The organism is Brachybacterium aquaticum (assembly GCF_014204755.1).
In the GTDB taxonomy this organism is placed as follows: domain Bacteria; phylum Actinomycetota; class Actinomycetes; order Actinomycetales; family Dermabacteraceae; genus Brachybacterium; species Brachybacterium aquaticum.
The window spans coordinates 833,616-860,409 of the sequence record NZ_JACHLZ010000001.1; the positions used below are offsets into that span (position 1 = coordinate 833,616).

The 26,794-nt window shown below is 73.6% G+C and carries 22 protein-coding genes; 14 read left to right on the top strand and 8 right to left on the bottom strand.

What is annotated here, in order from left to right; genetic code table 11:
• Positions 1 to 58: 58 nt before the first annotated feature.
• Both HNR70_RS03660 and HNR70_RS03665 read right to left on the bottom strand, forming a co-directional pair.
• Positions 59 to 1,543 carry a bifunctional UDP-2,4-diacetamido-2,4,6-trideoxy-beta-L-altropyranose hydrolase/GNAT family N-acetyltransferase gene (locus tag HNR70_RS03660; protein ID WP_184324454.1) on the bottom strand — a complete coding sequence of 495 codons (1,485 nt, stop codon included), beginning with the start codon at positions 1,541 to 1,543 and terminating at the stop codon, positions 59 to 61.
• Positions 1,540 to 2,280 carry a cytidylyltransferase domain-containing protein gene (locus HNR70_RS03665; RefSeq protein WP_184324455.1) on the bottom strand — a complete coding sequence of 247 codons (741 nt, stop codon included), beginning with the start codon at positions 2,278 to 2,280 and terminating at the stop codon, positions 1,540 to 1,542. The genes HNR70_RS03660 and HNR70_RS03665 overlap by 4 nt, the downstream gene beginning before the upstream one ends.
• 71 nt (positions 2,281 to 2,351) lie before the next feature.
• On the opposite strand from HNR70_RS03665, the gene pseB reads away from it, so the two are divergent.
• Both pseB and pseC read left to right on the top strand, forming a co-directional pair.
• Positions 2,352 to 3,341, top strand: coding sequence for a UDP-N-acetylglucosamine 4,6-dehydratase (inverting) (gene pseB, locus HNR70_RS03670; RefSeq protein WP_184324456.1), 990 nt, complete (start codon positions 2,352 to 2,354; stop codon positions 3,339 to 3,341).
• Position 3,342: 1 nt separating this feature from the next.
• Positions 3,343 to 4,470: a UDP-4-amino-4,6-dideoxy-N-acetyl-beta-L-altrosamine transaminase gene (gene pseC, locus HNR70_RS03675; protein WP_184324457.1), complete on the top strand. Its 1,128-nt coding sequence runs from the start codon at positions 3,343 to 3,345 to the stop codon at positions 4,468 to 4,470.
• A gap of 108 nt (positions 4,471 to 4,578) precedes the next feature.
• On the opposite strand, the gene HNR70_RS03680 is transcribed toward pseC, so the two are convergent.
• Both HNR70_RS03680 and HNR70_RS03685 read right to left on the bottom strand, forming a co-directional pair.
• Entirely contained in the window at positions 4,579 to 6,525 is a 1,947-nt protein-coding gene (locus tag HNR70_RS03680; RefSeq protein WP_184324458.1) for a DUF6541 family protein, read from the bottom strand.
• The gene (locus HNR70_RS03685) at positions 6,522 to 6,941 is read right to left on the bottom strand and encodes a DUF2304 domain-containing protein (RefSeq protein ID WP_184324459.1); all 420 of its coding nucleotides are present in this window, start codon (positions 6,939 to 6,941) and stop codon (positions 6,522 to 6,524) included. The genes HNR70_RS03680 and HNR70_RS03685 overlap by 4 nt, the downstream gene beginning before the upstream one ends.
• Positions 6,942 to 7,027: 86 nt before the next feature.
• On the opposite strand from HNR70_RS03685, the gene HNR70_RS03690 reads away from it, so the two are divergent.
• On the top strand, positions 7,028 to 7,735 hold the full coding sequence (locus HNR70_RS03690; protein ID WP_184324460.1) for a glycosyltransferase family 2 protein: 708 nt from the start codon (positions 7,028 to 7,030) through the stop codon (positions 7,733 to 7,735).
• Positions 7,736 to 7,780: 45 nt separating this feature from the next.
• On the opposite strand, the gene HNR70_RS03695 is transcribed toward HNR70_RS03690, so the two are convergent.
• The gene (locus HNR70_RS03695; RefSeq protein WP_312857555.1) at positions 7,781 to 9,052 is read right to left on the bottom strand and encodes an LCP family protein; all 1,272 of its coding nucleotides are present in this window, start codon (positions 9,050 to 9,052) and stop codon (positions 7,781 to 7,783) included.
• A 284-nt stretch (positions 9,053 to 9,336) separates the two neighbouring features.
• On the opposite strand from HNR70_RS03695, the gene HNR70_RS03700 reads away from it, so the two are divergent.
• From HNR70_RS03700 to HNR70_RS03725, 6 genes are all read left to right on the top strand, one after another.
• Complete coding sequence (locus HNR70_RS03700) at positions 9,337 to 10,353, top strand: glycosyltransferase (RefSeq protein ID WP_184324461.1); 1,017 nt, start codon at positions 9,337 to 9,339, stop codon at positions 10,351 to 10,353.
• Complete coding sequence (locus HNR70_RS03705; protein ID WP_312857556.1) at positions 10,350 to 11,354, top strand: glycosyltransferase; 1,005 nt, start codon at positions 10,350 to 10,352, stop codon at positions 11,352 to 11,354. Before HNR70_RS03700 ends, HNR70_RS03705 begins: the two co-directional genes overlap by 4 nt.
• A 72-nt stretch (positions 11,355 to 11,426) precedes the next feature.
• Positions 11,427 to 12,584 carry a UDP-galactopyranose mutase gene (glf, locus tag HNR70_RS03710; RefSeq protein WP_184324462.1) on the top strand — a complete coding sequence of 386 codons (1,158 nt, stop codon included), beginning with the start codon at positions 11,427 to 11,429 and terminating at the stop codon, positions 12,582 to 12,584.
• 52 nt (positions 12,585 to 12,636) lie between these two features.
• Positions 12,637 to 14,748 carry a glycosyltransferase gene (locus HNR70_RS03715; RefSeq protein ID WP_184324463.1) on the top strand — a complete coding sequence of 704 codons (2,112 nt, stop codon included), beginning with the start codon at positions 12,637 to 12,639 and terminating at the stop codon, positions 14,746 to 14,748.
• Positions 14,745 to 15,671, top strand: coding sequence for an ABC transporter permease (locus HNR70_RS03720; RefSeq protein ID WP_184324464.1), 927 nt, complete (start codon positions 14,745 to 14,747; stop codon positions 15,669 to 15,671). Before HNR70_RS03715 ends, HNR70_RS03720 begins: the two co-directional genes overlap by 4 nt.
• A gap of 10 nt (positions 15,672 to 15,681) precedes the next feature.
• A complete protein-coding gene (locus HNR70_RS03725; RefSeq protein ID WP_184324465.1) occupies positions 15,682 to 16,452 on the top strand; it encodes an ABC transporter ATP-binding protein in 771 nt (256 codons plus the stop codon).
• 57 nt (positions 16,453 to 16,509) lie between these two features.
• On the opposite strand, the gene HNR70_RS03730 is transcribed toward HNR70_RS03725, so the two are convergent.
• Together HNR70_RS03730 and cofE are read right to left on the bottom strand one after the other, a co-directional pair.
• Positions 16,510 to 17,214, bottom strand: coding sequence for a TIGR03089 family protein (locus HNR70_RS03730; protein WP_184324466.1), 705 nt, complete (start codon positions 17,212 to 17,214; stop codon positions 16,510 to 16,512).
• Entirely contained in the window at positions 17,211 to 18,395 is a 1,185-nt protein-coding gene (gene cofE, locus HNR70_RS03735; RefSeq protein WP_184324467.1) for a coenzyme F420-0:L-glutamate ligase, read from the bottom strand. Before cofE ends, HNR70_RS03730 begins: the two co-directional genes overlap by 4 nt.
• A 175-nt stretch (positions 18,396 to 18,570) precedes the next feature.
• Here cofE and HNR70_RS03740 point away from each other — a divergent pair, with 175 nt between their 5' ends.
• Genes HNR70_RS03740 through HNR70_RS03750 form a run of 3 tightly spaced genes read left to right on the top strand, consistent with a single transcriptional unit; the run spans position 18,571 to position 23,953 of the window.
• Positions 18,571 to 18,870: a WhiB family transcriptional regulator gene (locus tag HNR70_RS03740; RefSeq protein ID WP_281383206.1), complete on the top strand. Its 300-nt coding sequence runs from the start codon at positions 18,571 to 18,573 to the stop codon at positions 18,868 to 18,870.
• 12 nt (positions 18,871 to 18,882) lie between these two features.
• Positions 18,883 to 22,296, top strand: a complete 3,414-nt coding sequence (locus tag HNR70_RS03745) for a glycosyltransferase family 2 protein (protein ID WP_184324468.1) — start codon at positions 18,883 to 18,885, stop codon at positions 22,294 to 22,296.
• On the top strand, positions 22,289 to 23,953 hold the full coding sequence (locus HNR70_RS03750; protein WP_221421087.1) for a DUF5719 family protein: 1,665 nt from the start codon (positions 22,289 to 22,291) through the stop codon (positions 23,951 to 23,953). Before HNR70_RS03745 ends, HNR70_RS03750 begins: the two co-directional genes overlap by 8 nt.
• A gap of 28 nt (positions 23,954 to 23,981) precedes the next feature.
• Here HNR70_RS03750 and HNR70_RS03755 read toward each other — a convergent pair whose 3' ends face one another.
• On the bottom strand, positions 23,982 to 24,437 hold the full coding sequence (locus HNR70_RS03755; RefSeq protein ID WP_184324469.1) for a metallopeptidase family protein: 456 nt from the start codon (positions 24,435 to 24,437) through the stop codon (positions 23,982 to 23,984).
• Positions 24,438 to 24,527: 90 nt separating this feature from the next.
• Here HNR70_RS03755 and HNR70_RS03760 point away from each other — a divergent pair, with 90 nt between their 5' ends.
• On the top strand, positions 24,528 to 24,995 hold the full coding sequence (locus tag HNR70_RS03760) for a DUF3499 domain-containing protein (RefSeq protein ID WP_184324470.1): 468 nt from the start codon (positions 24,528 to 24,530) through the stop codon (positions 24,993 to 24,995).
• Positions 24,988 to 26,745, top strand: coding sequence for a phosphomannomutase/phosphoglucomutase (locus tag HNR70_RS03765; protein WP_184324471.1), 1,758 nt, complete (start codon positions 24,988 to 24,990; stop codon positions 26,743 to 26,745). Before HNR70_RS03760 ends, HNR70_RS03765 begins: the two co-directional genes overlap by 8 nt.
• Positions 26,746 to 26,794 lie beyond the last annotated feature (49 nt).

Genomic DNA, 26,794 nt, shown 5'->3' on the forward strand with positions numbered 1-26,794 from the left:
GTGCCGAACAGCGGGCCCGCTGACCAGCGGCATCCGCTGAGCGCACGAGGGAGTGCGCTCAGCGGGGCTGTGTCCTGACGAGCACGTCGAAATCGCCGTCCTCGCGCTCCGGGTCCAGCACGTAGCCCGCACGGGCGAACAGCCGCTGCGAGGGCACGTTGCCGGGCAGCACGGACGCGACGACGAGGGCACCGGGATGGCGCTGGTCGAAGGCGGCCTCACCCGCGGCGAGGACGGGGCGCGAGAGCCCATGCCCGCGGGATTCCGGGGCGAGGGTGATCGACACCTCCCACTCCGTGTCCTCCAGCGCGTCGAAGCGCACCGTGCCCACCGGGGTGCCGTCGCGCTCGACGACGTACAGCTCCCGGCGGGGATCCTCGAGGACCCGCCGGTACCAGCCGGTGTGGCTGTCCCAGGAGACCCGCTCCGTGGAGCGCGAGACCTCGCGGGTCTGCGGGTCGTTCCGCCAGCGCAGCAGCAGCGAGGAGTCCTCGGCGGTGGCCGGGCGGGCGGTGACGGGGGCGCTGTCCTCGCCGATCCGACGCGAGAGCGCCTCGGACCAGGCGGCCACGATGCGGTCCGCGCCGTGACCGTCGACCTTCTCCTGGCCCACGGTCACCGAGGTGCGTCCCTGCCGCAGGTCTGCGACGGCCTTCGCGACGGTCTCCGTGGCGGCGCGGGGATCGGCCCGCACCTCTTCGAGGGTCCCGAGCCCGCGGGAGATCCCCTCGGCCAGGGCCGCCTCGTACCCGGCCCGCTGGTTCTCGACGACGGCGACCAGAAGGTTCGGCACACCGATGCAGGCGAGCTCCCAGGCGGTCGTGCCGGCGGCGCTGATCACGAGGTCGGCGCGGCAGGCGAGATCAAGGAAGGCGGGGGAGGGGGCCAGCAGCTCGATGCCGTCTCCGGCCTCGGCGCGCACCGCGTCCCAGTTCTGCTCCGGGGAGATCACGGTGACCTTCCCGATCCCCTCGGCGGCGGCGCACAGCGCCGCCACGGTCCCGGCGGCGCCGGTCGCGTCGGTGCCGCCCATGACGATCAGCACGCGAGCCTCGGAGCCCACCTCATGGTTCGCCGCCCGCTCCTCGCGCGCGGCGCGCACCTGCGCGCGCATGGGCGCGTAGGAGATGCCCAGCAGCACCGTGCCGCTGCCGTCGTCGGGCCGTCCGAGCTTCTCGGCGCGGATGGTGGAGTCGACGACGACATCGGCCGGGCGGCGACCGAAGGTGCCGTCCTCCATCGAGGACAGCAGCGCGCCGGAGGCCCGCACACGGTCCCGGGCGTCGGTCCCGATCGTGTAGTCGTCCACGTGCACGACCGAGGCTCCCTGCTCGGCGGCGAGGATCTCGAGGTCCTCGGGAGCGTCCACGACCTCGAGTCCCGCGTCCGCCAGCAGCTGCACCGCCAGGGGCGACTCGATCTCCCCGGCGACCGACACCGTGTGTCCCGCCTCGCGGGCGGCGTCGGCCACGGAGACCGCCCGCACCAGATGGCCGATGCCTCCCGCGAGGGTGGCGTCGCAGCGGAGGACGACGTGGGTCATCCGTCGGCCAGCTTCTTCTGCCGGACCCCGGCGTTGATGCGGGTGATGTCGGGCCGTGCGCGCAGCAGGTCCACGACCTCGTGCCACGCCGGGGGCCGGTCGCCGAGCTCGGCGACGACCGCGTCGAGCATCTCGCCGTCCTCGGCGGTGTCCAGGGTGACCCGCAGGTCGTTGGCGGCGGGCTGCACGACCAGTCCCATGGTGCGGAACTGGCTCTTGCTGTCGTACAGGTAGGAGGTCACGTGCGTGCGATGGAAGCTCTCGGCCTCGGCGTCCGCGGTCAGCAGCGCGTCCCGGGAGGCGAGCTCGACGTCGAGGCCGCGGGGCAGGGTGCGCACGAGGGTGGTCGCGGCGTAGTCCAGGGAGGTGTCGGCCTTCCACAGCCCCACCACGGCGGAGATCAGCGCAGGGTCCGCGAGCGGGCAGTCCGCGGTCAGCCGCACCACGGCATCCGCCTCGGTCTGCCGCAGGGCGAGCACGAAGCGGGAGAGGACGTCGTCCTCGCTGCCCCGGACCACCGGCACGCCGAGCTCCTCGCCGAGCTCGGCGACGGCGTCGTCACCGGGGGCGGTGGAGGTCGCGACGACCACCTCGTCGATGCCGGTGGCGGCGCGGGCGGCGCGCACCATCCAGCCGAGGACGGGCCGGCCGGCGAGCGGACGGAGCACCTTCCCGGGCAACCGGGAGGATCCGGTCCGGGCTTGGATCACAGCGACGGTTCGTGTATCGGTCACCATGCCATAATGGCACGCGCAGCTCCCGGGGCCCGCCCCGGTGACACCCAACCCCGTCGACGAAAGAGATCTGCATGTCGCTCCTCAACGGTGCCTCCATCCTCATCACCGGTGGGACCGGCTCCTTCGGCAAGGCCTTCCTGCGCGAAGTGCTCGACAACCACAACCCCCGCCGCGTGGTGGTCTTCTCCCGCGACGAGCTCAAGCAGTACGAGGTCCGCAACCAGTTCGGCAACGACCCGCGCCTGCGCTGGTTCATCGGTGACATCCGCGACGAGCGCCGCCTCGCCCGTGCGCTGAACGGGGTGGACTACGTCGTCCACGCCGCCGCGCTCAAGCAGGTCGACACCGCGGAGTACAACCCCTTCGAGTTCGTCAAGACGAACATCCTGGGCAGTCAGAACGTCATCGAGGCGTCCATCGACGCGGGCGTGAAGAAGGTCGTCGCCCTCTCGACCGACAAGGCCTCCAGCCCGATCAACCTCTACGGCGCCACCAAGCTCACCGCGGACAAGCTGTTCATCACCGGCAACCACTACGCGGCCGCGTACCCGACCCGTTTCGCGGTGGTGCGCTACGGCAACGTGATGGGCTCCCGCGGTTCCGTGATCCCGTTCTTCCGCAAGCTCGGTCAGGAGGGCAAGCCCCTGCCGATCACCGACATGACCTGCACCCGCTTCTTCATCACCCTGCCTCAGGCCGTGCAGATGGTCATCGACACCTTCGAGCTGATGCAGGGCGGCGAGCTGCTGGTCCCGCGCATCCCCTCGATGAAGGTCACCGACCTCGCCCATGCCGTGGTGCCGGGCGCGGAGCTGGTCGACGTGGGCCTGCGCCCCGGCGAGAAGCTCCATGAGGAGATGATCAGCCCCGAGGAGGGCCGCCGCGCGGTCATCATCCAGGACGGCAAGTACTTCATCATCCAGCCCGACCTCGCGACCTGGGGCTACGAGCCCCCGGCCGACGCGGTCCCGGTCGAGGAGGGGTTCTACTTCCGCTCCAACACCAACGACCAGTGGTACACCCGCGAGGAGATCGCGAAGATCATCGAGGGAGGTATCTGAGGTGCTGCCCTACGGTCGCCAGTCCATCGACGAGAGCGACGTCGCCGCCGTCACCGCGGCGCTGCACAGCGACTGGCTGACCACGGGTCCCGAGGTCGACCGGTTCGAGGCCGCGATCGCCGAGCGCGCCGGCGTCGAGCACGCCGTCTCGGTCACCTCGGGCACCTCGGCGCTGCACGTGGCCTACGCGGCCGCGGGCATCGAGCCCGGTGACGAGATCGTCACCACCCCGCTCACCTTCGTGGCCACCGCCGCGACCGCGGCTCTGCTCGGTGCCAAGGTCGTGTTCGCCGATGTCGACCCCGCCACCGGCAACCTTGATCCCGCCGCGGCGGAGGCCGCGGTCACGGACCGCACCAAGGTCGTCTCGGGCGTCGACTTCGCCGGTGTGCCGGTGGACGGTGCGGCCTTCCGCGACCTCGCCGAGCGGAAGGGCATCCTCTTCCTCGAGGATGCCGCGCATTCGATCGGTTCGACCCAGGACGGCCGCCCCGTCGGCTCCCTCGCCGACCTCACCACCTTCTCGTTCTTCCCCACGAAGAACCTGACCACCGCCGAGGGCGGTGCCGTGGTGACGGCCGATGCGGACCTCGCCGCGCGCGCCCGCTCCTTCAAGAACCACGGGCTGGTCCGCGACAAGGCGCAGCAGCGCTATCCGGAAGAGGGCCCGTGGCACCAGGAGGTCCACGCCTTCGGCCTGAACTACCGCCTGCCGGACGTGCTGTCCGCGCTGGGGACCAACCAGCTCGCGCGCCTGGACGCCTTCGTGGCACGCCGCGCCGAGGTCAAGGCCGCCTACGACGAGGCCCTGGCGGACCTCGAGGGCGTCCAGCTCCCGGCCGCGCCAGAGGGTGCCGCGCCCGCGTGGCACCTCTACCCGCTGCGGGTCCCGGCCGAGCGCCGCCGGGAGATCTTCGAGTCCCTGCGTGCGCAGGGGATCGGGGTCCAGGTCAACTACATCCCGGCCTACTGGCACCCGGTCTTCGAGGACCTCGGCTACCAGCGCGGCATGTGCCCCGTGGCGGAGGACTACTACAGCCGCGAGATCTCGCTGCCGATGTTCCCCGGCCTGACCGACGAGAACGTCGAGCAGGTCATCACGGCGGTGCGCACGGCCGTCGCCGGCTGACCCCGCCCACCACGCAGAGCACCGCCCCGGGACGATCTCGTCCCGAGGCGGTGCTCTTCTGTGCGGAGTGTGCGGGCCGCGCGCTGGAGGAGCGCGCCGCCCGGCGGGTCACTGCCCGGGATCGCACTCGATCCGGATCAGCCGCGAGTGGTCGGTCTCGAACACCACGGTGCCCAGGTCGTCGCCGCCCTGGTTGAGGGCCGTGAACGCCGGATCGAGCTGGTACAGGCTCCGCTCCTGGTACACGTAGCCGATGCCCTGGTCGCGCAGCAGCGCGCAGTGCTCGGGGGAGACGCCCGCGAGCGGCACCGCCTCGATCACGGCCCGGTCGGTGTCCGTCAGGGCCACGCCCGCGACGGGGAAGTAGGCGTGCAGGCCGTGCAGCGCGTACATGTGCGCCGCACCCGAGTAGGGGCTGGCCAGGATCGTCGTGCTCCGGTCCAGGTCCCCGGCGACGCGCGAGAACTCGGCGAGCTCGTCGGCCTGCAGGAAGCGCGGCCGGCCCGGGTACTCCTGGGCGAAGTTCTTCGCCGCGTTGTCCAGCCGCGGGGGCAGCGAGGACAGCGCCGCGACCCCGGCGAGGACCACGAGCGCCGCCGCCAGCGCCCGCCGCCGCCGGGCGGGCTCCCACAGCCCCGAGCGTCGCAGCAGGCGCGCCCAGGCCTGCAGGCCCGGGACCACGAGCACGGCGGACAGCATCGCCAGCGGCATCGCGAGTCGGTCCTGGCCGCGGAAGTAGAGGACCGAGAGGTTCAGCGGCGAGTCCAGGGCGGCGTCGAGGTACATGACGGCGATGACGATCCACGCCACCGCCAGCCAGCGCTGCGGACGACGCAGGCTCGTCACGAGGCCCGGCCACCACAGCACGGCGATCATGACCCCCAGCGCCATGGGCCACACGGTGAGCAGGCCCAGCCCGATCTCGCCGAGCGCCGACCACCACGGCACCTGGAGACCCCCGGAGAACCCCGTCACGCGCGCGCCGAGCGGGGTGTAGGTCAACAGCGCGACGGGCAGCAGGGCGATCACCGGCACGGCGATCAGCCAGGGCCACCGCCGCCACAGCGGGATGCCGGTGACGGCCGTCGCCGTCGCGAGCAGGATCAGCGCCGTCACGGCGACGTTCGGATGCATCAGGCCCAGGCCCAGCCCGGCGAGGCCCACCACCGCGACGGACGCGACGGCGGCCAGGGCCACCCTCGCGGGTGTGCGCCGCTCGTCGGCCGTCAGCGCGCCCCACAGGGCGACGGCGGCCGCGAGCGTCCCCGGCAGCGCCGCGAAGCCGGCGAGGTTCGGGATCGGGGAGAGGTGGACCCACAGGTCCAGCGGGGTCGCCGGGATCAGGATCGCCACCAGTGCCGCGACCGGGGGAGCCCAGGACACCGCCGGGAAGGCGACGCGCGCGAGCAGGGCGGTGCCGAGGATCCAGGGGAGCAGGGCGAGCGCGAGCACCGAGCCGTTCAGCACGATCGGCACGTCGACGCCGGGCACGAGGGAGGCCAGGTCGTGGAAGGCGGCGGGGTACCAGGCCGCCGTCGCCGCGGTGCTGGCGATGGAGTTCAGGTCCAGGCTCGAGCCGTTGCCGGTCTCGCGGATGTGGGCGAGCGCGGTGAGGTGGAACAGCGTGTCGTAGCGCTCCAGGACCGCGTCGGCGCTCCCGGCGCGCACCAGGATCGGCACCACCGCCACGGCGAGCGCCGCGACGAGGGCGCCGGCCCAGCCGAGGCGCCCCGCCGCGGAGCGCGGAACTCCGAGTCGCTCGCCGAGGGGGCCGTCGAGCACCGTGGCGGGCAGGCGCACACCCGCGCGAGCGAGAAGCCACGCCGCCAGGACGAGCACGGCGCCGGCCGCGGCGAAGGGCAGCAGCGACCACGTCAGTCCCACGAGCTGCGCCACGATCGCGGCGATCCCCGCCACCGCGGCGCCGAGGGACGACGCCAGGCCCAGCGCGAGGGCGCGGGAGCCCGCCATCATGCGGACGGCGAGGTAGCCGGGGAGGTACGCGGCGAGGAGGACGACGAGGACGGTGAGGAGCAGGGAGGCCGCGCCGGTCATCCGTCGTGCTCGTGCAGGGCGCGGTCGCGGTACTCGACGGCTGGCTCCGCCTCGTCGATCGCCAGGCGGCGCGCGAGATGCGTGGTGCGCTTCTCCGCAGCTTTCGTGCGGGCCTCCTGCAGGGCGAGGAAGCCGAGCAGGACCAGCACCGTCGCGTACAGCAGCAGGTCGGCGCCGCGGCCCACCCCGACCAGGTTCGCCACGCGGGTCAGCATCCCGGGGAAGAGCACCGCGAGCCCGAAGAAGAGGGCGAAGGCGATCACGAGCAGGCGCCGCACGGCCAGCTGCTTCGCGCCGCGCTTGATGAAGAGCCACGCGACGATCACCACGATGCCGGCCATCAGCAGCAGCTGGATGATGAAGGTGCGCTCGCTCACCCCGATCGCCGGGCCGAGGGCTTCAAGGAGACTGTCCACCCCGACAGGGTATCCTCCTCGGGCATCCGTTCCCTGGTCGCCGAACGGCCCGTCCGGCCGATCGCTCCGCCCCCCGAGGAGAGCACATGAGCAGTCCCGACCCCTCGCGCGAGTCGACCGCGCCCGGGGCGGACCGCAGCTGGTTCGTGGTGCCGCTGTTCAACGAGGCGGCGGTCATCGGCGACGTGATCCGCGACCTCCGCACCCGCTACCCGCTCGTGGTGTGCGTGGACGACGGCAGCACGGACGACTCCGCCCGCATCGCCGCGGAGGCCGGGGCGGCCGTGGTGCGCCACCCCTACAACATGGGGCAGGGCGCCGCGATCAAGACCGGGATCGACTACGCACTGCGCGATCCGGGCATGCGGCAGATCGTCACCTTCGACTCCGACGGCCAGCACCAGGTCGACGACGCCGCGGCGATGATCGCCAAGCGCGAGGCCGAGGGTGTGGACGTGGTGCTCGGGTCCCGCTTCCTCGACGCCCGCACCACTCCCGGCCTGATCAAGCGCGCCGTCCTGCGCGCCGCCGTCTGGTACACGAACCTCACCTCGGGTGTGAAGCTCACCGACGCCCACAACGGCCTGCGCGTGCTCGGCCGGGAGGCGTGCGAGAAGATCACCATCGAGCAGAACCGGATGGCGCACGCCTCCGAGATCGTCGAGGAGATCGGCCGCCACAGGCTGACGGTCGCGGAGCACCCGGTGCACATCCTCTACACCGACTACTCCCGCTCGAAGGGCCAGTCGGTGCTGAACTCGGTGAACATCGTCATCGACATGCTCTTCCGCTGAGCGCACCGGTTCCGCTGCGCGCAGCCCTCACCCGAGGTCGCCCGCTCACCCCGCCGGCGTCGGCTCCAGGCTCCCGTCGGCGACCGAGTCGAAGAACGCGGCGATCTCCGCGTCATCGGTCTTGATCGCGACCCCGGAGTGCTTCGTCTGGTACTCGGGATTCTCGATCGGGATGGTGACCGTGCCCGCGCTCATCGCGGACCGGGCCGTCAGCGCCATCCTCGCCACGTCGATGATCCCGGTGCCCTCGCTCGTGGTGAGCGAGGCGGAGCCCGCCCCGGCCAGCCGCACCTGGCTGATCGGGTTGAGGATCACGGCGGGGGAGGTGACGCGGTCCATGAGCGCCGCGACGAACTGCTGCTGGCGCTGCTGGCGGCCGATGTCCGCGGTGGGGTCGAAGTAGCGGGCGCGCACGAAGGCGAGCGCCTGCTCGCCGCCCACGTCGTGGCAGCCCTCGGTCATCTTCAGACCGGAGCGCTCGTCGTCCACGTCCTGGTCGATGCACAGGTTCACGTGGCCCACGGCGTCGACCACCTGGGCGACCCCGTCGAAGCCGACCTCGACGTAGTGGTCGATCGTCAGGCCCGTGAACTGCTCCACGGTCTCCACCAGCAGCTTCGGGCCGCCGAAGGCGAAGGCGGCGTTGAGCTTGTAGCCGCCGTAGCCGGGGATGTCCACGAGCGTGTCGCGGGGCAGGGAGATCAGGTAGCTCTTCCCGCCGCGCGCCTTGTGCAGGAGCATGATCGTGTCGGTGCGGGCGCCCTCGGTGCCGTCGTCGGCGACGGTGTCGCCGCCGCGGCCGTCGGAGCCGGCGATCAGGTAGGTGGTCCCGGGGGTGTTCTGCGCCTCGGACAGCGCGTCGACGTGGGTGATGCGGCTGTCAGCCCACAGGGTCAGGCCCGCGCCCCAGCCGAGCACGATCACGAGCAGGAGCACCAGCAGCGTCGCCCCGAGCCGCACGGGCCGGGGGATGCGCGAGCGGCGACGCCGGGAGCGCCCGGGGCCCGACGGCGGCCGCCCTGCGGGATGTTCCCCGGTGCGGGTCGGCGGCTCGTCGCCCCAGGCCTCCGCGCGGTTCGCCTCGGACTGGACGGGAGTGGGGGGCATCACCTCGGCGCGCGGCAGCGGGCGGGTCGGTGCGGGCCCGGGGCGGGCGGCGCCACGGGGCGCGCCCGCGCTGCCACTCTGCGCGGCCTGCTCCTGGCGGGGGTCCTGCCGCGGGACGGGGCGGGCGCTGCCGCCGGCACGCGCCCGGGAGCCGGAAGGGCGTCGGGGTCCTCCGGGGCGCGGGGAGCGGGGCGGGTGCTGATCGCTCACGGCGGTCTCCTTCCCGGCCGGGACACGGCATCCCGACGGTCGGCAGCAGGTCGGATCCGGACGTGCGGGGGAGCGCTCGGTGGGGTGCCCGGGGCCTGCGGCGCTCGCCAGGGTAGCCCGCGCAGCGTCCGCCACGCCCGAGGGGAGGCGGGACCCGCCCAGGTTTCGAGGAACCTCCCGATAACCTTCACACCTCCGTCCCCGGGCCTCCCGGCCCCGCGCCCGCCGCTCCGTACACTGGTGAGGCGCCGCGCAGGCGGCACGGACCACCAGCAGGAGGCGCAGTGAACCGCACCGCACGCGAGGGCAGTCGGCCCCAGACCGAGCCCGCGACGACCGGGGCCCACCCCCAGGCGCGCAGCGAGCGCGTCGTCGCCGTGGTGGTCACCTACAACCGCGAGCAGCTGCTGGCGGACTGCCTGGATGGTCTGGCCGCACAGGATCGCCGCCCCGACGCGGTCGTCGTCATCGACAACGCCTCCACGGACCGCTCCGGCGCCGTCGCCGACGGGCACCCCCTCGGCGCGGACGTCGTCCATCTGCGCCGCAACGTCGGCGGGGCCGGCGGGTTCGCCGCCGGGATCGCCCGGGCGCTCGTGCGCCACGACGCCGACTGGGTGTGGGTGATGGACGACGACACCGTCCCGCGCCCGGGCGCGCTCTCGGCCCTGCTCGAGGCGCTCTCCCGCTCCCCGGTGCGCCTCAGCGTGCTCAGCTCCCGGGCCGTGTGGACCGACGGGCGCGAGCACCCCATGAACCGCTCCCGCACGCGCCTCGGCGCGAGCGCGCAGGAGAAGGCCGACGCCGCCCGCGCCGGCGGCCGCCCCATCCGCACCGCCAGTTACGTCTCGGCGTTGCTGAACGGCGAGGACGTGCGCCGCCTGGGCCTGCCGTACGCGGACTACTTCATCTGGTCCGACGACTTCGAGCACACCGGCCGCCTGCTGCGCCGCGGCCGCGGCATCCACGTGCCCGCCTCCGTGGTCGAGCATCGCACCGCCCGCTTCGACAACGCCCAGGCCAACCCCGGCAGCCGCTTCTACTACGACGTGCGCAACCGCCTGTGGGCGCTGCTGCGCACCGACTCCTTCACCGTGCCCGAGCGGATCCTGCACGGCGGGCGGACCGCGCTCGGCTGGGCGGGGATGCTGCTGCGCCACCGCGGCGACCTCCTCGGGGTCGGGCTCCGCGGGCTGCTCGCCGCCCTGCGGCGCGGGCCCCGCCCGTCGGCGACGGTCCTCGCGGCCGACGGGGAGGCGGCCGCGGACGTGCGCGCGATCGAACGGGCGGCCGCCCGGTGAGCCCAGCCGCGCCCAGCCCGTCGGCCGTGCCCGATCCGTCGGCCGTGCCCGATCCGTCGGCCGACGGAGGCCGCACCACGGCCACCGCGCCGTTCACGGTCCTCATGCCGCTGTGGGGCAAGGACCGCGCGGACCGCGCCCTGGCGTCGATCACCTCCGCGACCCTCGACCAGCAGCTGCGCCCGGACCTGTTCGTCCTCACCGTGGACGGTCCCCTCACCCCCGAGCTCGAGGCCCTCGTGGAGCGGGTGGCGGCGGGGGAGTTCGGTCCGGCGACGGTGCTGCGCCACGACACCCACCGCGGCGTCGCCGCGACCCTCCAGGACGGGCTCGAGGCGTCCCCGCACGAGCTCGTCGCGCGCGCCGACGCGGACGACCTGTGCCGCCCCGAGCGGTTCGTCCTCCAGATCCCCCACATGCACCGCGAGGGCCTGGACCTGCTCGGCGGGGCGATGCGCGAGTTCAGCGACCGCACCCCGCCCGGCGAGGGGCCGCTGCGCACCCGTCCCCTCACCCACGACGAGATCGTCGCCTACCTGCCCCGCCACAGTCCCTTCCACCACCCCACGATGGTGCTGCGCCGCTCCACCGTCCTGGCCGTGGGCGGGTACCGCGACCTGCCCCTGCTGGAGGACTACTGGCTGTGGGAGCGGATGATGCTGGGCGGCGCCCGCATGGGCAACCTCCCCGACGTCCTCGTGGACTACCGGGTCGACGAGGACCTCTTCGCCCGGCGCGGCGGCTGGCGGCTGCTCGCCAGCGACCTGCGCCTGCAGAAGCTGATGGCGCTGGACCGCGTCACCACCCCGACCGAGCTCCTGCGCAACCTCGCCCAGCGCAGCGTCTACCGGCTCGCCCCCGGCTGGGCCCGCCGCCTCGCCTACCGACGCTTCGTCGAGCGCGCGGCGCCAGTCGACCCTCCCCGTGACGGACGTGAGTCCGGCCACGGAACCGCCCGACGTCGGCCCCGTCCCGCCCGGCGCCTCGGGGCCGGGACCTGACCTCCGCACCCCGCTCCGCTACTGTGAGCGCGTCCCCCGGCGGAGACCCCGCCCGCAGCGAAAGGACCCCCTGTGTCGACCCCTGACCTCCTGATCGTCGGCTCCGGCCTGTTCGGACTGACCATCGCCGAGCGCGCGGTCGCCGAGCACGGCGCCAAGGTGACCATCATCGATCGTCGCCCCCACATCGGCGGCAACGCCTACTCCGAGGCCGACGCGCAGACCGGCATCGAGGTCCACAAGTACGGGGCCCACCTCTTCCACACCTCCAACGACCGCGTGTGGGAGTACGTGAACCGCTTCACCGAGTTCACCGGCTACCAGCACAAGGTGTACACGACCCACCAGGGCGTGGTGTACCCGATGCCGATCAACCTCGGCACGATCAACCAGTTCTTCCAGGCCGCGTACACGCCTGACGAGGCGCGCGCCCTGATCGCCGAACAGGCCGGCGAGCTGGCCGGCACCGATCCGGAGAACCTCGACGAGAAGGGCATCTCCCTGATCGGTCGGCCCCTGTACGAGGCGTTCATCAAGAACTACACCGGCAAGCAGTGGCAGACGGACCCCAAGGACCTGCCCGCCTCGATCATCTCCCGCCTCCCCGTGCGGTACACCTACGACAACCGCTACTTCAACGACACCCACGAGGGCCTGCCGAAGCAGGGCTACACCGCGTGGCTCGAGCGGATGGCCGACCACCCGGACATCGAGGTGCAGCTGGAGACCGACTTCTTCGACACCTCCCAGCCGCTGAACAAGGACGCCGTGCGCGGGAACATCCCCGTCGTCTACACCGGCCCCGTGGACCGCTACTTCGACTACGAGCTCGGCGAGCTGGGCTGGCGCACCATCGACCTGGAGACCGAGCACCTCGAGGTGGGCGACTTCCAGGGCACCTCGGTGATGAACTACGCCGACGCCGAAGTCCCCTACACCCGCATCATCGAGCCGCGCCACTTCCACCCCGAGCGCGACTACACCGAGGACGCCACCGTCATCCAGCGCGAGTACTCTCGCTTCGCCGAGACCGGGGACGAGCCGTACTACCCGATCAACTCCGGCCACGACCGCGAGCGCCTGCTGGCCTACCGCGAGCTGGCCGACAAGGAGCCGCGCACGCTGTTCGGCGGGCGCCTGGGCACCTATCAGTACCTGGACATGCACATGGCCATCGGCTCGGCCCTGTCCATGGCCGACAACAAGCTGGCCGACCTGCTGCGCGCCTGAGCGCGCCGCCCGCCGTGCGCGGGACGAGAGACGACCGCCGACGAGGAGCACCATGAACGCCACCCCTGCCACCACCGCAGCCCCCGAGGGGGCCGGGACCGAAGCCGGGTCCTCGCCTGCTCCGCAGCGCGTGCTGCAGCGCCTGATCCTGCCCACGGACGCGTCCCCGGACATCGTGCCGCTGTACATCGAGGCGTCCGACGCCCGCTCCGGCGCGTCCGGCAGCTCCTTCGGCCTCGGCGGGGGCTCCGATCGGCGCAAGGACGACAAGACCTCGGCGCAGCACAGCTCCGCCGCGACCGTGGACGTCAGCGAGCTCAGCGAGCGGCACGCGGTGCTCATCCCCAAGCAGTCGATGCGCTCGTTCGGCACCTACTTCAACGCCTTCCCGGCCAGCTACTGGCGGCGCTGGACCCCGGTGCGCAGCATCCGCCTCACGGTGCGCACCGCCGGCAGCGGCACCCTCGTGGTCATGCGCTCCACCGCCCGCGGCAGCCTCCAGCGCCACGACTCGAAGCGCGTCACCGGCACCGGCGAGCACGTCTTCGAGCTGCCGCTGACCGCCTTCGGCGACGGCGGCTGGTACTGGTTCGACGCCTACGCCGGCGCCGAGGACCTCCTGATCGTCGGCGCGGAGTGGACCGCGGACGCGGACCTCGCCCGCACCGAGGGCACCTTCTCCATCGCGATGACGACCATGAACAAGGTCGACTACGTGGTGGACAACATCCGCACCGTCGCCGAGGACCCCGTCCTGCGCGAGCTGCTGGACGTGATGTACGTCGTGGACCAGGGCGCGGACCGGCTCGGGGACCACCCCGACCAGGTCGCGCCCCTGCAGGAGGACCTCGGCGAGAAGCTGCGGATCATCGAGCAGGGCAACATCGGCGGCTCCGGCGGTTTCTCCCGCGGCATGTACGAGGCGTCCACCAACGGAACCTCCACCTACGTCATCAACTGCGACGACGACATCGTCATCGAGCCAGAGTCGCTGGTGCGAATGACCACCTTCGCGGACTTCGCGACCAAGCCCACCCTCGTCGGCGCGCACATGTTCGACCTGAACAACCGCGCCGTGCTGCACACCTTCGGCGAGGTCGTGGACCCCTGGCGGATCCAGCCGGCGCTGGCGAACACCGAGGGCCAGCTCGGGCACGACTTCGCCGCCGAGCCGCTGCGCTCCACCCCGTGGCTGCACCGCCGCTCCGACGTCGACTACAACGGCTGGTGGTCCTGCCTGATCCCCACCGAGACCGTGCGCGCGATCGGCCTGAGCCTGCCCGTGTTCATCAAGTGGGACGACGCCGAGTACGGTCTGCGCGCCAAGAAGGCCGGCTATCCCACCGTGTCCCTGCCGGGCGCCGGCGTGTGGCACATGAGCTGGGTCGACAAGGACGACCTGGTGGGCTGGCAGGCCTACTTCCACGAGCGCAACCGCATCATCACCGCGCTCCTGCACTCCCCGTACGCCCGCGGCGGGCGCGTGGTCAAGGAGTCGCAGTTCATGGACGTCAAGCACCTCATCTCGATGCAGTACTACACCGAGGCGGGGCGCCTGATGGCGCAGCGTGACGTGCTCGAGGGCCCGGACGCCCTGCACCCTTCGATCGGCACCAAGCTGCCCGAGATCCGCGCGATGGCCGCGGACTTCGCCGACGCGTCCGCGAAGAAGGACCAGGACGCCTACCCGCCCGTCCACGTCGACAAGCCCCCGCGCAAGGGCCGCCCGTTCTCCCAGCCGCACCGGCTGATGCTGCCGGTGTGGACCGCGAAGACCCTCGCCAAGCAGCTGATCAAGCCCACCGCGCCGCGCTCCGCGGAGAATCCGCAGGCCGTCGTGCCGCACCTGGACGCCAAGTGGTGGCGGCTGTCCGCGTACGACAGCGCCCTGGTCTCCAACGCCGAGGGCACCCAGGTCTCCTGGTACAAGCGCGATCCCCAGCAGGTCCGCGAGAAGCTGGCCCGCGCCGTCGGCGCGCATCTCGAGCTCCACCGCCGCTGGGCGGAGCTGAGCGGGCAGTACCGCGACGCCGCCGCACGCATCACCTCCTTCGAGGCCTGGGAGCGCACCTTCGCCGAGAACCCCGCCCCGGTGCGGGAGCAGGACCGCGCGGCCGGTGGCGCTTCCACCGGGGGCACCGCAACCGGGGGCACTTCGGCGTGAGCGAGGTCCCCCGCACGCGGGCGGCCCAGCTCCCCACCAGGGCCGAGCAGGCCGAGGGCTGGCGCGCTCCCGGCCAGGACGCCGGCTGGCTGAACCCGATCACGGAGCGCTTCCTGCTGCGCTTGCTGGTGCGCAAGGAGCTGCGGGTCCGCTACCGCGGCAGCGCGCTCGGCATGGTGTGGAGCTACGTCAAGCCTGCGGTGCAGTTCATCGTCTTCTACATCGCGCTGGGCATCTTCCTGCAGCTCTCGCGCGACACCCCCGCCTACGCCGTGTACCTGTTCAGCGGCATCGTGGTGATCAACCTGTTCGGCGAGGTGTTCGGCAACGCCACCCGCTCGATCACCGGGAACTCGGCGCTTGTCTCCAAGATCTACCTGCCCAGCCAGCTGTTCCCCTGGTCGAGCATGATCGTGGCGCTGGTGCACTTCCTGCCCCAGCTGCTCGTGCTGATCGTCGGCGCGCTGCTGTTCGGCTGGCTGCCCTCGTGGACCTCGGCCCTCGCCTTCGTGCTCGGCATGGCGATCCTGCTGATCTTCACGATGGGGCTCGGGATGCTGACCGCAGCGCTCAATGCCGCCTTCCGTGACGTCGAGAACTTCGTGGACCTCATCGTCATGGTCGCCACCTGGCTCTCCCCGGTGCTGTACCGCATCTCGATGGTCGAGGAGGCGATCGGCGGCACGCTCTGGTGGTGGCTCTACCAGCTGAACCCGTTGACGATCGTGGTGGAGCTGTTCCACGTCGCGTTCTGGCGCTACGGCCCCGCCGTCGTCGACCGCGTCGCGACCGACTCCTCGCTCACCCAGCCCGGCGAGCCCTTCGGCCTGTGGTGGGCGGGGCTGGTGATCGCGGTGGCGACCTTCGTGATCGGCACCGTCGTGTTCGAGAGGGCGAAGCGCCGCTTCGCCCAGGAGCTGTGAGGCCGAAGCGATGAGCCCGAACATCGAGTCCGTGCCGGAGTCCGCCGCACGCCCCACCGACCGCGAGATGGTGCGCATCGAGCACGTCTCCAAGCAGTTCTCCCTGCGCCACGACCGCTCCCTGAAGGAGCTGGTGTTCTCCGCCCTGCAGCGCAAGAAGCTCGCCGACACCTTCATGGCGCTCGAGGACGTGGACCTCACCGTCCAAGCAGGGGAGACCGTGGGCCTGATCGGCTTCAACGGCTCCGGCAAGTCGACCCTGCTGAAGACCATCTCCGGGGTGCTCTTCCCCGACCGCGGCCGGGTGCTGCTGCGCGGCCGCGTGGCGGGGCTGATCGAGGTGGGCGCCGGCTTCCACCCGGACCTGTCCGGGCGCGAGAACGTGTACCTCAACGGCGCGATCCTCGGCATGTCCCGCGAGCAGATCGACGAGCGCTTCGACGAGATCGTCGCCTTCAGCGAGATCGAGGAGTTCATCGACACGGACGTGAAGTACTACAGCTCGGGCATGTTCCTGCGCCTGGCCTTCTCGGTCGCGGTGCACACCGAGCCGGACATCTTCCTGGTCGACGAGATCCTCTCCGTGGGCGACGAGCCCTTCCAGCGCAAGTGCCTCGAGCGCATCCGCGAGCTCCAGGAGGCCGGGCGCACCATGATCGTCGTCTCCCACGAGCTGGAGATGCTCGAGCGGCTGTGCACCCGCATCGTGGTGCTGCAGAAGGGACGGACCATCTTCGACGGCGACCCGACCGAGGCCGTCGCCACGCTCCGCGCGAGCTGATCGCCGCGCCGGTCGGCGGGGGCGGCCGACGGGCCCGCCCCGTGCGGGGGCTGCCGGTCAGACCTGTGCGGTGATCGCCTCGTCGGCCCGCTGCCGCTCGGTGACCTGCGCGGCCGGGCCCACGATCCCTCCGCCCGCGCCCCAGGCGGCGAGCACCTGTGCGGCGACGGCGAGCCCGTCGCCCTCGACCAGCAGACGGGGCGGGGTGCCATCCGGTCCGGTCGTCGAGGCATCGGACCGGTCGAGAGCCGGTCCGCTCCAGCCCGGCAGCGCCACCCCGAGCCGGTCGGAGCTCCCGCGCACCTCCACCACCCAGTCCCGCACCAGCGGCGGCAGGTCGCCGTCGTAGCGGGGGGCGAGGGAGACGGGCTGGACGGCGAGGACCTCGTCGGCCGAGTCGGCGAGTGCCGAGTCCGGACGATCGGTGACCACCACGCGAGGCTCCGCCCCGCCTGCGAGCACGTCCCCGGCGCTGTCATCGTTCTCGTCGTCCTCGGCGCGCTCGCCCAGCCGCACCTCGGCGCCGAGCGACCAGGCGGCCAGGGCCAGCACGAGCCGCTTCCAGTGCGGGGGGAGGTCCAGGACCACGAGGTCGCCCGGCGCGAGGTCGACCTCGTCGTGCAGGTGGCCGATCGCCTTGATCACCCAGTTGGCGAGCACATGGCCGGACAGCTCGATCCGTGCGGCCTCCCCGTACCAGGCGAGGACGGGACGGGGCCCGGCGGACTCGAGGGTGCGCAGGAGCGGCGCGGCGGTGGTCATCGGTTCTCCTCCTCGTCAGAGGGGTTCTGAGGGGCAGGGGTCGCGCGGCCGGGGCGGGAGATCCGGACCGGCAGCGCGGGCAGCGGCTCGCCGAGGCTCTCCGCGCCGAGCGCGGTGCGGATCCGTTCGGCGAGCGTCGCGGCGTCGACGAGCGCCTGTGGACCGTCGTCGGCGGGCTCCACCACGATATGGGGCGGCTCCGGGAGATCCCCTGAGAGGTCGCCAGAGAGATCCCCGGCGAGGCGTGCGGCGGCGGCGAAGGGCGACGCGCCCGGCCGGGGGAGCGCGGCCACCTCGAGAGCGCGGGCGATGCGCTCCTGGGCCGGCTCCGGGGACATCCGCGCGATGGGCTCCTGCGCGGGGGTGAGGCCGAGCGCGACCCACACCGACTCGAGGCTGGGGCGGCGGAACCAGTCGTCCGTGCCGGTGCGGGAGAGCTCTCGGGCCGGCACGTCGCCGTCGGTCGCTCCCTCGGCGCCGCGCACCAGCGCGGCCGGGACGCCGCTGGCCTTGCCCTTGACCAGATCCGCGGCGGCGGCGAGCTCGTCGGCGAGGTTCCGCACCGTCACGCTGAGGGTCTTGCCGTCGGCATCCGTCGCCCCGCGCAGGTCCTGCAGGGAGGCGACCCCGGCGGCACCGAGCGCGATGTCGGTGACGCCGACCCGCCAGATCCGGGAGGAGGTGTCGGTGAGCACCACGCCGAGATCGACGCCCAGGTGCTCGGCAAGTCCGGCGCGCAGCTCCTCGGCGCAGGCGTCGGGGTCCTCGGGCAGCAGCAGCGGACCGTCCGGCGCGTTGGAGGAGTCGACCCCGGCGGCCGCCATCACGGGGCCCGACGGGATCTGCACCACGGAGGTCACCACGCGGGTGTGCAGGCGACGGGCGACGGTGCGCACCGCGGCGCGCTCCACGGCCGCGTCGCGGTCCTCGGGGGCGACCCGCAGGCCCAGCGCCTTGGAGACGATCTTGGTGGACACGCACAGCACGTCACCGGCCTGCGGGGCCAGCGGAGCCAGCGCCTCGGCGAGCAGAGCGGGCAGGTCAGCGCCCTCCTTCACCTCCCCGAGCCCCGTCACGGGCAGGACGCTCAGCGCCCGGGGCCCGGCGGGCGGGTCGACGACCGGTGGGACGGGATCGGCGGGCCCGTGAGCGGAGGCGGCGGGCGGCGGGACGGTGGACATCGGTCCTCCCGGTCTGTGATCTGCGGAGATGTGATCTGTGGGAAACAGGCAAGGCGACGCGCCGATGCCGCTTGACGCACCATAACTACACCGGTGTACTTTAGGGCCGCAACAGGGGCCGCGGAGGTGGACCGGGGTCCTGACGGTCAACGCAGCAGTGGAAGGAGTGGTGGCCATGGACGAGGATCGTGTCGACGTCGACGCACGTGCAGAGCTGTCCCTGCTCGACCTCGCCGGGCAGGACTCCGACGACGCAGAGCTGAGCTGGCAGGAGCGCGCCCTGTGCGCACAAACCGACCCGGAGGCGTTCTTCCCCGAGAAGGGCGGCTCGACCCGTGAGGCGAAGAAGGTGTGCGTCTCCTGCGAGGTGCGCGCCGAATGCCTCGAGTACGCGCTCGAGAACGATGAGCGCTTCGGGATCTGGGGCGGGCTGTCGGAGCGCGAGCGCCGCAAGCTCAAGCGCCGGGTGGTCTGACATCCTGACCCGGTGAGCGAGCGTCATGTCACCGCGGTCGTCCTGCTGAGCGGGACGACGACCGCGGAAACCCACGACGCCCTTCTGACGGCGGTGGTCGGCCAGACCCGTCCGGCGGATCGGGTGGTGGTCGTCGCCCCCTCGGACCTGGATGCGGAGGTGCGTGCGGCGCTGGACGCCGCCGCGGCCGCCGGCGACGTGGACCGGGTGCTACCCGTCTCCGCCTCGGCCCCGCGCTCCGCCGCAGTACAGGAGGTCCTGGACCGGCTGATCGCCCAGCACGAGCAGACCCTCACCCGTTCCTCCGTCGACTCCCATGACGGGTCCGAGGACCCGTCGGATCCTGCCGACGCCTCCTCCCGGCCCCGCCGCAGCGGGCGCCGTGCCCGTGAGGTCGATGCCGAGGCCGTCGAGCGGGAGCGCAGCCAGCGGGCTGCCGATCTCGCCCGCGTCCCCGAGCGCCTGCGCGAGGAGGGGTACCGCTCCGGTCGTCGTGCCGGCCTCGCCGAGGGCGCCGTCGGCGAGTCCTGGCTGTGGTTCGCCGAGGACCCGGTCGTCCCGGCCCTCGACACGATCGCGCAGGAGCTCGCGATGGTGGAGCAGTCCCCGACCACCGCGGTCGTGGGGGCCAAGCGCGTCCGCCATGCCGACGACGAAGAGGACCTGCCGCTGACCGCCGAGAGCGGTGACGTCCTCGTGGACGTGGGCCTCACCCTCTCCCACAGCGGCCGCGTCATCACCGGCGTCGACCCCGGCGAGATCGACCAGGGCCAGGCCGACTGGCGCCAGGACGTGCTCGCCGTGCCGCTTCCGGGCATGCTCATCCGCGAGCAGACGCTGCGCGAGCTGGGCGGTCTCGACCCCGATCTGCCCGCCCCGTGGGCGGAGATCGACCTGTGCCATCGCGTGTGGCGCTCGGGCGAGCGGGTCGCCGTGCAGTCCGCCGCCCGGGTCCTGCACCCCCGCCCCACGCGTCCCCTCCTGGTGCGCCTGCAGGAGCAGCGCACCGGCCGCATCCTCACCGTCCTCAAGCACCGTTCCACCCTGCACGCCCTGCTGACCCTGGTGCTGCTGCCGCTGGAGACCCTGCTGCGGATGCTCGGCGCGCTCGCCGGATCGGCCCCGCGGATGGCGCTCATGGAGGCGCGGGCCGCGGTCCACGCCGTGCCCCGCATGGGACGGGTCCTCTCCCGCGGCGCCCGTGACCGCCGCCGTGCCCGGGTGCCCCGTCGCCGCCTCGCCCCGCTCTACCTCCCGCGCGGCGAGAGCATGCGGCGCTGGGCGGAGGACACCTGGAGCCGGCTCTTCGCCGACGACGACCGCCACCGCCGGATCCGTCGCACCAGCTGGGGCGTGGCGGGCACCCGGCACGGCATCGACGACGCCGACTACGGCCGGCACATCGTGTGGACCGTCGTCGTCGCGCTCGCCTCCGCCGTGCTGGGCCTGGTGGCGCTGCGCGGCCTGTTCGGCCGCGGCGAGCTGACCGGTCCGCTGCTGCGCGCGATCCCGGAGCGCGCCGCCGACCGCTGGGCCGCCGCCTGGTCGAGCTGGGTCCCCGGCGGGCTGGGGGAGAGGGGCCCGGGCGACGCCCTCGTGCGGCTGCTCGGCCATCTGCCCTTCAGCGGCTCCCTCCTCGTGGAAATCGTCGTCTTCTCCGCGGTGCCGCTCGCCGCGCTCACCGCCTGGTGGGCCTCCGGTGCGCTGACCCGCGCCGTCGGAGCGCGCCTCGTGATCGCCTGCGTCTGGGCGCTCGCGCCCTCCCTGCTGAGCGCCCTGGCGACGGGGGCGTGGCCGCTGCTGGCCGTGCATGTGCTGCTGCCGCTGCTGGCACTCGCGGTGGGGCGCGCCATCGGACTTCCGCACAAGGTCTCGCAGGCCAGCATCGCCGCCGCCGCGGTGGGCGGCCTGCTGCTGCTCCTGATCGGCGCGGTCCAGCCGGTGCTCGTGCTGCTCACCGGCCTCGCCCTCGTGCTCGTCGCGATCGCGGTGCCCGGGAGGCGGCGCCGGCTGCTGTGGGTGCTCGTGCCCTCCCTCGCGCTGCACCTCCCGTACCTGCCCGTGTACCTCGGCCACCCCCGCACGCTGCTCGCCGTCGCCGGGGTGCCGGCGAGCACGGCGACCGCCGAGCCGTGGGACCTGCTGGGCCTGTGGCCGGTCTCCACGGGGCTGTCCGAGCAGCTGACGCCTCTGGTGGGGTCGACCGCGGCGCAGCTCCTCCCGCTGCTGCCGGTCGCTCCCGTGGTGCTGGGTGCCCTCGTCGCCCCGCTGCTGGCCGGCGCGGCCGGCCGGGTGGGCCGCTTCGGCGTGCTCGCCGCCGCCGTGACGGCGCTCGCGGTGCTCGCGGCACGCACCGTCCCGACCGCCGTCGCCGACGCGGAGCTGGTCACCCCGCCGCTGCATGCGCTGCTCAGCGCCGTGCTGCTCCTGCTCGCCGTCGGCGCCTCCGCGACCTTCGATGCCCTCGCCCGCCGTGCGGAGCGCGACGGGCGCCTCCGCCGCACCGCGACCTCCGTGATCGGCGCCGTGGTGGCCGCGGCCTGCCTGGTCACCATCGTCGGAGGCACGCTCCTGCTGCCCGGGGCGCTGCAGATCCAGCGCACCGAGGGCGGTGAGGTCCCCGCGGCCGCCGCGGATCTCGGCACCTCCGGCTCCCGCTCGCGCGTCCTCGTCCTCGCCGAGCAGGCCGACGGGTCCGTGCGGGCCGAGCTCGTCGTCCACGGCGGCGACACCGTCGTGCAGCACGCCGTGATCGTCGACGCCCGTGAGGTGGAGGCCGTGCTCGGCACCGGGGCTCCTGGCGCGGACCCGGCCTCCGAGGCCCTGCGCGAGGAGGTCGTCGCGATGCTCTCCGGCACCACGGACGCCTCGTCGGCCGACGGGAGCGTCCCCGCCGCCGCCGGGACCAGCGCGAGCGGCGACCCGCTCGCCCACCTCGCCGTCGCCTATGTCGTGGTGCGCGGCGACCTCGACGCCCAGTCCTCGCTGCTCGGCGCGCTGGACGCCTCCTCGGACCTCGAGAAGGTCACCGAGGGCGCCCAGGGCGGGATGTGGCGCGTGATCGACGCGGCACCCCGCGCCCGCGTGGTCGGCGGCGGGGAGCCGATCGCGCTGACCAGCGCCGCGATCGACGCGCACGGACAGATCCCCGCCGAGGACGCGCCGCGCACGGTCGTCCTCGCCGAGCGGCACGACACCGACTGGCGCGCCACCCTGGACGGCCAGGAGCTGGAGCCCGTCCTGATCGACGGCTGGGCGCAGGGGTTCACCGTCCCCGCGGGAGCCTCGGGGGACCTCGACGTGCACCGGGACCAGCCGGCGAGGCTGCTCTGGCAGCTGCTGCTGTACGGCGCCGTCGCCGTCACGGCCGTGAGCGCGATTCCGTGGCGCGTCCGCACCCGCACCGCGGAGGAGATGTATGGCTGAGCACCCGCACCACAGCGCCCCGCATCACAGCGCCCCGCACCGCAGCGGCGCGAAGGAGGGCTCGTCGGCCGCGCGCGCACCGCGCCGCGGCGTGCCCCGCCCGCTCCTGGGCCTTGCCGCGCTGGTCCCGCTGGTGCTCGCCGGCGGTGCCCTGGCCCTCCAGGAGAGCCCGGAGCCGACGCCCGCCGCGCCGGTCGAGGCCGCCGCGACCCCCGGCGCGAGCACGCTCACCTGCCACGGCCCGCTCCAGGTGCCCGAGGAGGCGCTGTCCGCCGGCGGCGACGCGGAGCTCGCCGTCACCCCACCCACGGCCGCGGTGTCCCTGCGCACCGTCTCGGTCGAGCCCGCCTCCTCGCTGCTGTACGGCGCCGTCAGCGGCTCCGCGACCCTCCAGGACGACGACGGGAACGTGCGCGCCCCCTCGATCAGCGCCCGGGACGCCGACGGCGCGGTGCTCGACGAGGACGCCGCCAGCCAGGACCTGGGTCTGTCCGTCCAGAGCCTTCGCGACGTGCGCACCTCCCCGCACGTGGTCACCGCGACCTCCGAGGGCGGCCGCCCCGTGGCCGACGCCCTCCAGGGCACCAGCACCCCCAGCGGCGACTACCGGTCCCTGGCCGTGACCCGCTGCGCGGCGCCGAGCACCGAGGCGGACTTCCTCGGCGTGTCCACCGAGACCGGCGACAGCTCCGTGCTCGTGCTCACCAACACCACCGACCGCCCCGCCACCGCCTCGGTGCAGATGTGGACGGCCGAGGGGCCCGCCTCCATGGAGGGCCGCAGCCAGGTCGTGGTCGCCCCGGGTGCCGAGGAGCGGGTGCTGCTCGAATCCGTCGCGGGCGGACAGGCCGCCGTCGGGGTGCACGTCTCCGTGCTCGGCTCGCCCCTGGCCATGCACGTGCAGACCACCGAGCGCGACGGTCTCACCCCCGGCGGCGCCGAGATCCTCGACGCGCTTCCGGCCGCGTCGACCGAGGCGGTCATGCCCGGCGTGGACGTCGCCGGCACCGCCCCGACCCTCGTGCTCGCCAACCCGCGGGGCACGGCCACCACCGCGTCCGTCGAGGTCTCCGGTCCGAACGGCGTCGTGGAGGCCGCGAGCGTCGAGGAGATTGAGATCCCCGCGGGCGCCGTGGTCACCACCGCCCTCGAGGGCCTGCCCGACGGCACCTACTCGGTCGCGGTGACCGCGGACTCCGAGGTCAACGCCGTCACCCGCAGCGTGCGCACGGGAGCCGACCTGCCCGGCGACACCCTCGGCGCGCCGGTCGACTTCACCCTCGTCGCCCCGGCCCCCGCGATCCCCACCCACGCGCTCACCGCGCTGCCCGCCCAGGGCGCCTCCGGCAGCCTCACCCTCATCGCGGACGAGGACTCGCAGGTCACCGTGATCCCGCTGGCGGCCGACGGATCCGCCGGGGAGCCGCTCAGCCTGGACCTCACGGCCGGCACCACGGGGACACTCACTTCCGCGCAGTTCGCGATCGACGGCGCCTCCGCCGCCGGGCTCGCGATCGTGCCGGACGTGCCCGGAGCCGTCCGCGCCGGCTGGACCCAGCGCCAGCTCGACGGGGCCGGCGGCACCCTGCTCTCCGCCGTGCCGGTGCCCGCCCCCGCGGACGGCGGCGACACCTTCACCGTCACCCTCGGGGACTGAGCCCGGCGCACACGTCCCAGGGCCCGGTTCACACGTCCCAGGCCTCGGGATCCACGTCCTCGGGGGCGATGGACAGCAGGGAGCCGATCTGCTCGGACAGCACCTGACGGACCAGGGTCTCCAGCTCCGCCTCGGTCGTGCAGCGGGTCTGCAGGGGGCGCCGGTAGACGATCACCCGCGGAGGATGCTCGCGCGTGGCCGGCAGCGCCCGGCCCAGCAGCACCACCGCGTCCTCCCACGGCGCGGGATCGGCCGGCGGCACCTCCTCGACCAGCACCTGCAGGTGGGCGAGGCGTCGCGGGAACCGCTCGGTGAGGGCCGCGCCCGCATCCGCGACGAGGTCGTCGAAGCGCTCCCGACGGGTGCGATGGCCGGGCAGGTGCGGGGGGATCAGATCGAAGCGGCTCCCGCGCCCGTGGCGGTCGCGCCGACGCGGCCCGCGGGCCGGGCGCGGCGCGGGGGAGCGGCCGGGGTCCAGATCCATGGAGGCACTGTAGCGCTCGCCACGGGGCGGCGGCTGAGCGGTCGGGCGCGCCGCCGCCCGACCGGGTGCGACCTGCGTACACTGCTGGACGTGCCTGCTCGTGAATGCTCCCGGACCGCCTGCTCGAAGCCGGCAGTCAGCTCGCTGACCTTCGTCTACGAGGACTCCACCGCGGTGCTGGGTCCCCTCTCCCGCCAGATCGAGCCCCACGCCTACGACCTCTGCCACGAGCACGCCTCGCGGATGACCGCTCCGCTCGGGTGGGAGCTGCTGCGCGTGGCCGGCGGCGAGGATGTCAGCGACGACCTCGTCGCCCTCGCCGACGCCGTGCGCCGCCGCCCCGCCGCTGTGCCCGGTGCGACGGTGCCCGGCGCTACGGTGTCCGGCGCTGCCACCGGCGTCGGCGGCCCCGCCGCCCCGTCGGCCGCCCGCCCCTCCCGCGCCCCCGGCGCGCACGGCCAAGCCGACCAGGGCCGCCACCGCGCGGCCGGGCACCGCCCCGCGGCCGACGGCGACACCGCTCGCCACCTCCACGTGATCAGGAGCAGCGATGACTGAGCAGACCCCGCAGGCTGAGCAGAAGCCGCCGGCCGAGGAGACCACGAGGAGCGCGGGGACTGCCGTCGACCTCTCCGGCATCGTCAAGGCCAACGACGTGCGCGGCGTGGCCGGCGAGCAGCTGACCGTCGAGGTGGCCCGCGCGCTCGGCGCCGCCTTCGCCGACGTGCTCGAGCAGCCCGAGCTGATCGTCGCCCACGACATGCGCGTGAGCTCCCCGGAGCTCTCCCGCGCCGTCATCGAGGGCGCCGTGCGCCGCGGCGCGATCGTCGCCGACGCGGGACTGTCCTCCACCGACCAGCTGTACTGCACCTCCGGCCTGCACAGCGCCGCCGGGCTCATGATCACCGCCTCCCACAACCCCGCCCGCGACAACGGCATGAAGCTGTGCCTGCCCGGCGCCCGGCCCGTGGGCCGCGACTCCGGTCTCGAGGACGTGCGCCGCGGCGCGGAGGCCTACCTCGCCGCCGGGGAGATCCCCGTGCGCGGGGAGGGCCGCGCGGAGGAGATCGACACCCTCGACGACTACGTCGCGACCCTTCGCTCCCTGGCCCCGCTGCCCGAGGGGCGCCGCCTGAAGGTGGTCGTCGACGCCGCCGATGCGATGGCCTCCCTCACCGCCCCGGCCGTGCTCGGCACCCTGGCGCAGATCGACCTGGTCGAGCTGCACTTCGGCCTCGACGGCACCTTCCCCCATCACCCTGCGGACCCGCTGCGCCCCGAGAACCTTCGCGACCTGCAGGAGGCCGTGGTGCGCGAGGGCGCCGACGTCGGCCTCGCCTTCGACGGCGACGCCGACCGCTGCGTGGTCCTGGACGAGACCGGCACCCCGGTGCCGCCCTCCGCGATCGGCGCGCTCATCGCCGAGCGCGAGGTGGCCCGCGCCCGCGCCGCCGGGGAGGAGCGCCCGGCCGTCGCCGTCAACGCCGTCGCCTCCCGCCACGTCGCCGAGACCGTCGAGGCCGCCGGCGGCGAGGTGCTGCTGACCCCCGTCGGCCATGCCGGGATCAAGCGGATCATGGCTGAGCACGACGCGGTCGCCGGGGCGGAGCACTCCGCCCACTACTACTTCCGCGACTTCTTCTTCGCCGACTCCGGCATGCTCGCGGCCCTGCACGTCCTCGCCGCGCTCGCCGAGTCCGAGGGCTCCGCCTCGCAGCTCGTCGCCGCCCATTCCCCGTACGCGCACAGCGGCGAGCTGAACTTCCCGGTCGACGACGCCGCCGCCGCCGAGCAGCGGGTGCGCGCCCATGTCGCGGGGCTTCCCGCCGCGCGCCTGGACGAGCTGGACGGGCTGATCGTGCGCCACTGGGACGAGTCTCTCGCCCCCGAGGACCGCTGGTGGCTCTCGCTGCGCAGCTCCCAGACCGAGGCGCTGCTGCGCCTGAACGTCGAGGCTGAGCAGCCGGGGACCATGGAGCGCGTGCGCGACGAGATCCTCGCCCTCGTGCGCGGACCCGGCCCGGAGACCGTCCCGACGAAGGAGGCACCGGTGGCCGAGGCGTCGGCCGACGTCACGACCCTCGCGGACGTCCCCGTCTCCGCCGCCGGGCACCCGCTCCCTGCCGGCGCGAGCGGCGCCGACGTGCCCAGCTGGGTGCGCGAGGTCCTGCGCTGCCCCGACTGCGGCGGCGAGCTGCAGGACGTCGACGCCGCGATGCAGTGCATCGACTGCCGCCGCGTCCACCCCGTCGAAGGCGGCATCCCGGTGCTGATCGCCGGCCGCCACGAGGCGCCGGCCGAGGGCTGAGCCTCGGCCGGGGACTGAACGCCGGCCGACGATCGGACTCCGGTCGACG

Coding starts and splice junctions, on each gene's coding strand:
- HNR70_RS03660 (WP_184324454.1), bottom strand. CDS start 1,543: ATGACCCACGTCGTCCTCCGCTGCGACGCCACCCTCGCGGGAGGCATC.
- HNR70_RS03665 (WP_184324455.1), bottom strand. CDS start 2,280: ATGGTGACCGATACACGAACCGTCGCTGTGATCCAAGCCCGGACCGGA.
- pseB (WP_184324456.1), top strand. CDS start 2,352: ATGTCGCTCCTCAACGGTGCCTCCATCCTCATCACCGGTGGGACCGGC.
- HNR70_RS03680 (WP_184324458.1), bottom strand. CDS start 6,525: ATGACCGGCGCGGCCTCCCTGCTCCTCACCGTCCTCGTCGTCCTCCTC.
- HNR70_RS03690 (WP_184324460.1), top strand. CDS start 7,028: ATGAGCAGTCCCGACCCCTCGCGCGAGTCGACCGCGCCCGGGGCGGAC.
- HNR70_RS03715 (WP_184324463.1), top strand. CDS start 12,637: ATGAACGCCACCCCTGCCACCACCGCAGCCCCCGAGGGGGCCGGGACC.
- HNR70_RS03725 (WP_184324465.1), top strand. CDS start 15,682: ATGAGCCCGAACATCGAGTCCGTGCCGGAGTCCGCCGCACGCCCCACC.
- HNR70_RS03730 (WP_184324466.1), bottom strand. CDS start 17,214: ATGACCACCGCCGCGCCGCTCCTGCGCACCCTCGAGTCCGCCGGGCCC.
- cofE (WP_184324467.1), bottom strand. CDS start 18,395: ATGTCCACCGTCCCGCCGCCCGCCGCCTCCGCTCACGGGCCCGCCGAT.
- HNR70_RS03740 (WP_281383206.1), top strand. CDS start 18,571: ATGGACGAGGATCGTGTCGACGTCGACGCACGTGCAGAGCTGTCCCTG.
- HNR70_RS03750 (WP_221421087.1), top strand. CDS start 22,289: ATGGCTGAGCACCCGCACCACAGCGCCCCGCATCACAGCGCCCCGCAC.
- HNR70_RS03755 (WP_184324469.1), bottom strand. CDS start 24,437: ATGGATCTGGACCCCGGCCGCTCCCCCGCGCCGCGCCCGGCCCGCGGG.
- HNR70_RS03765 (WP_184324471.1), top strand. CDS start 24,988: ATGACTGAGCAGACCCCGCAGGCTGAGCAGAAGCCGCCGGCCGAGGAG.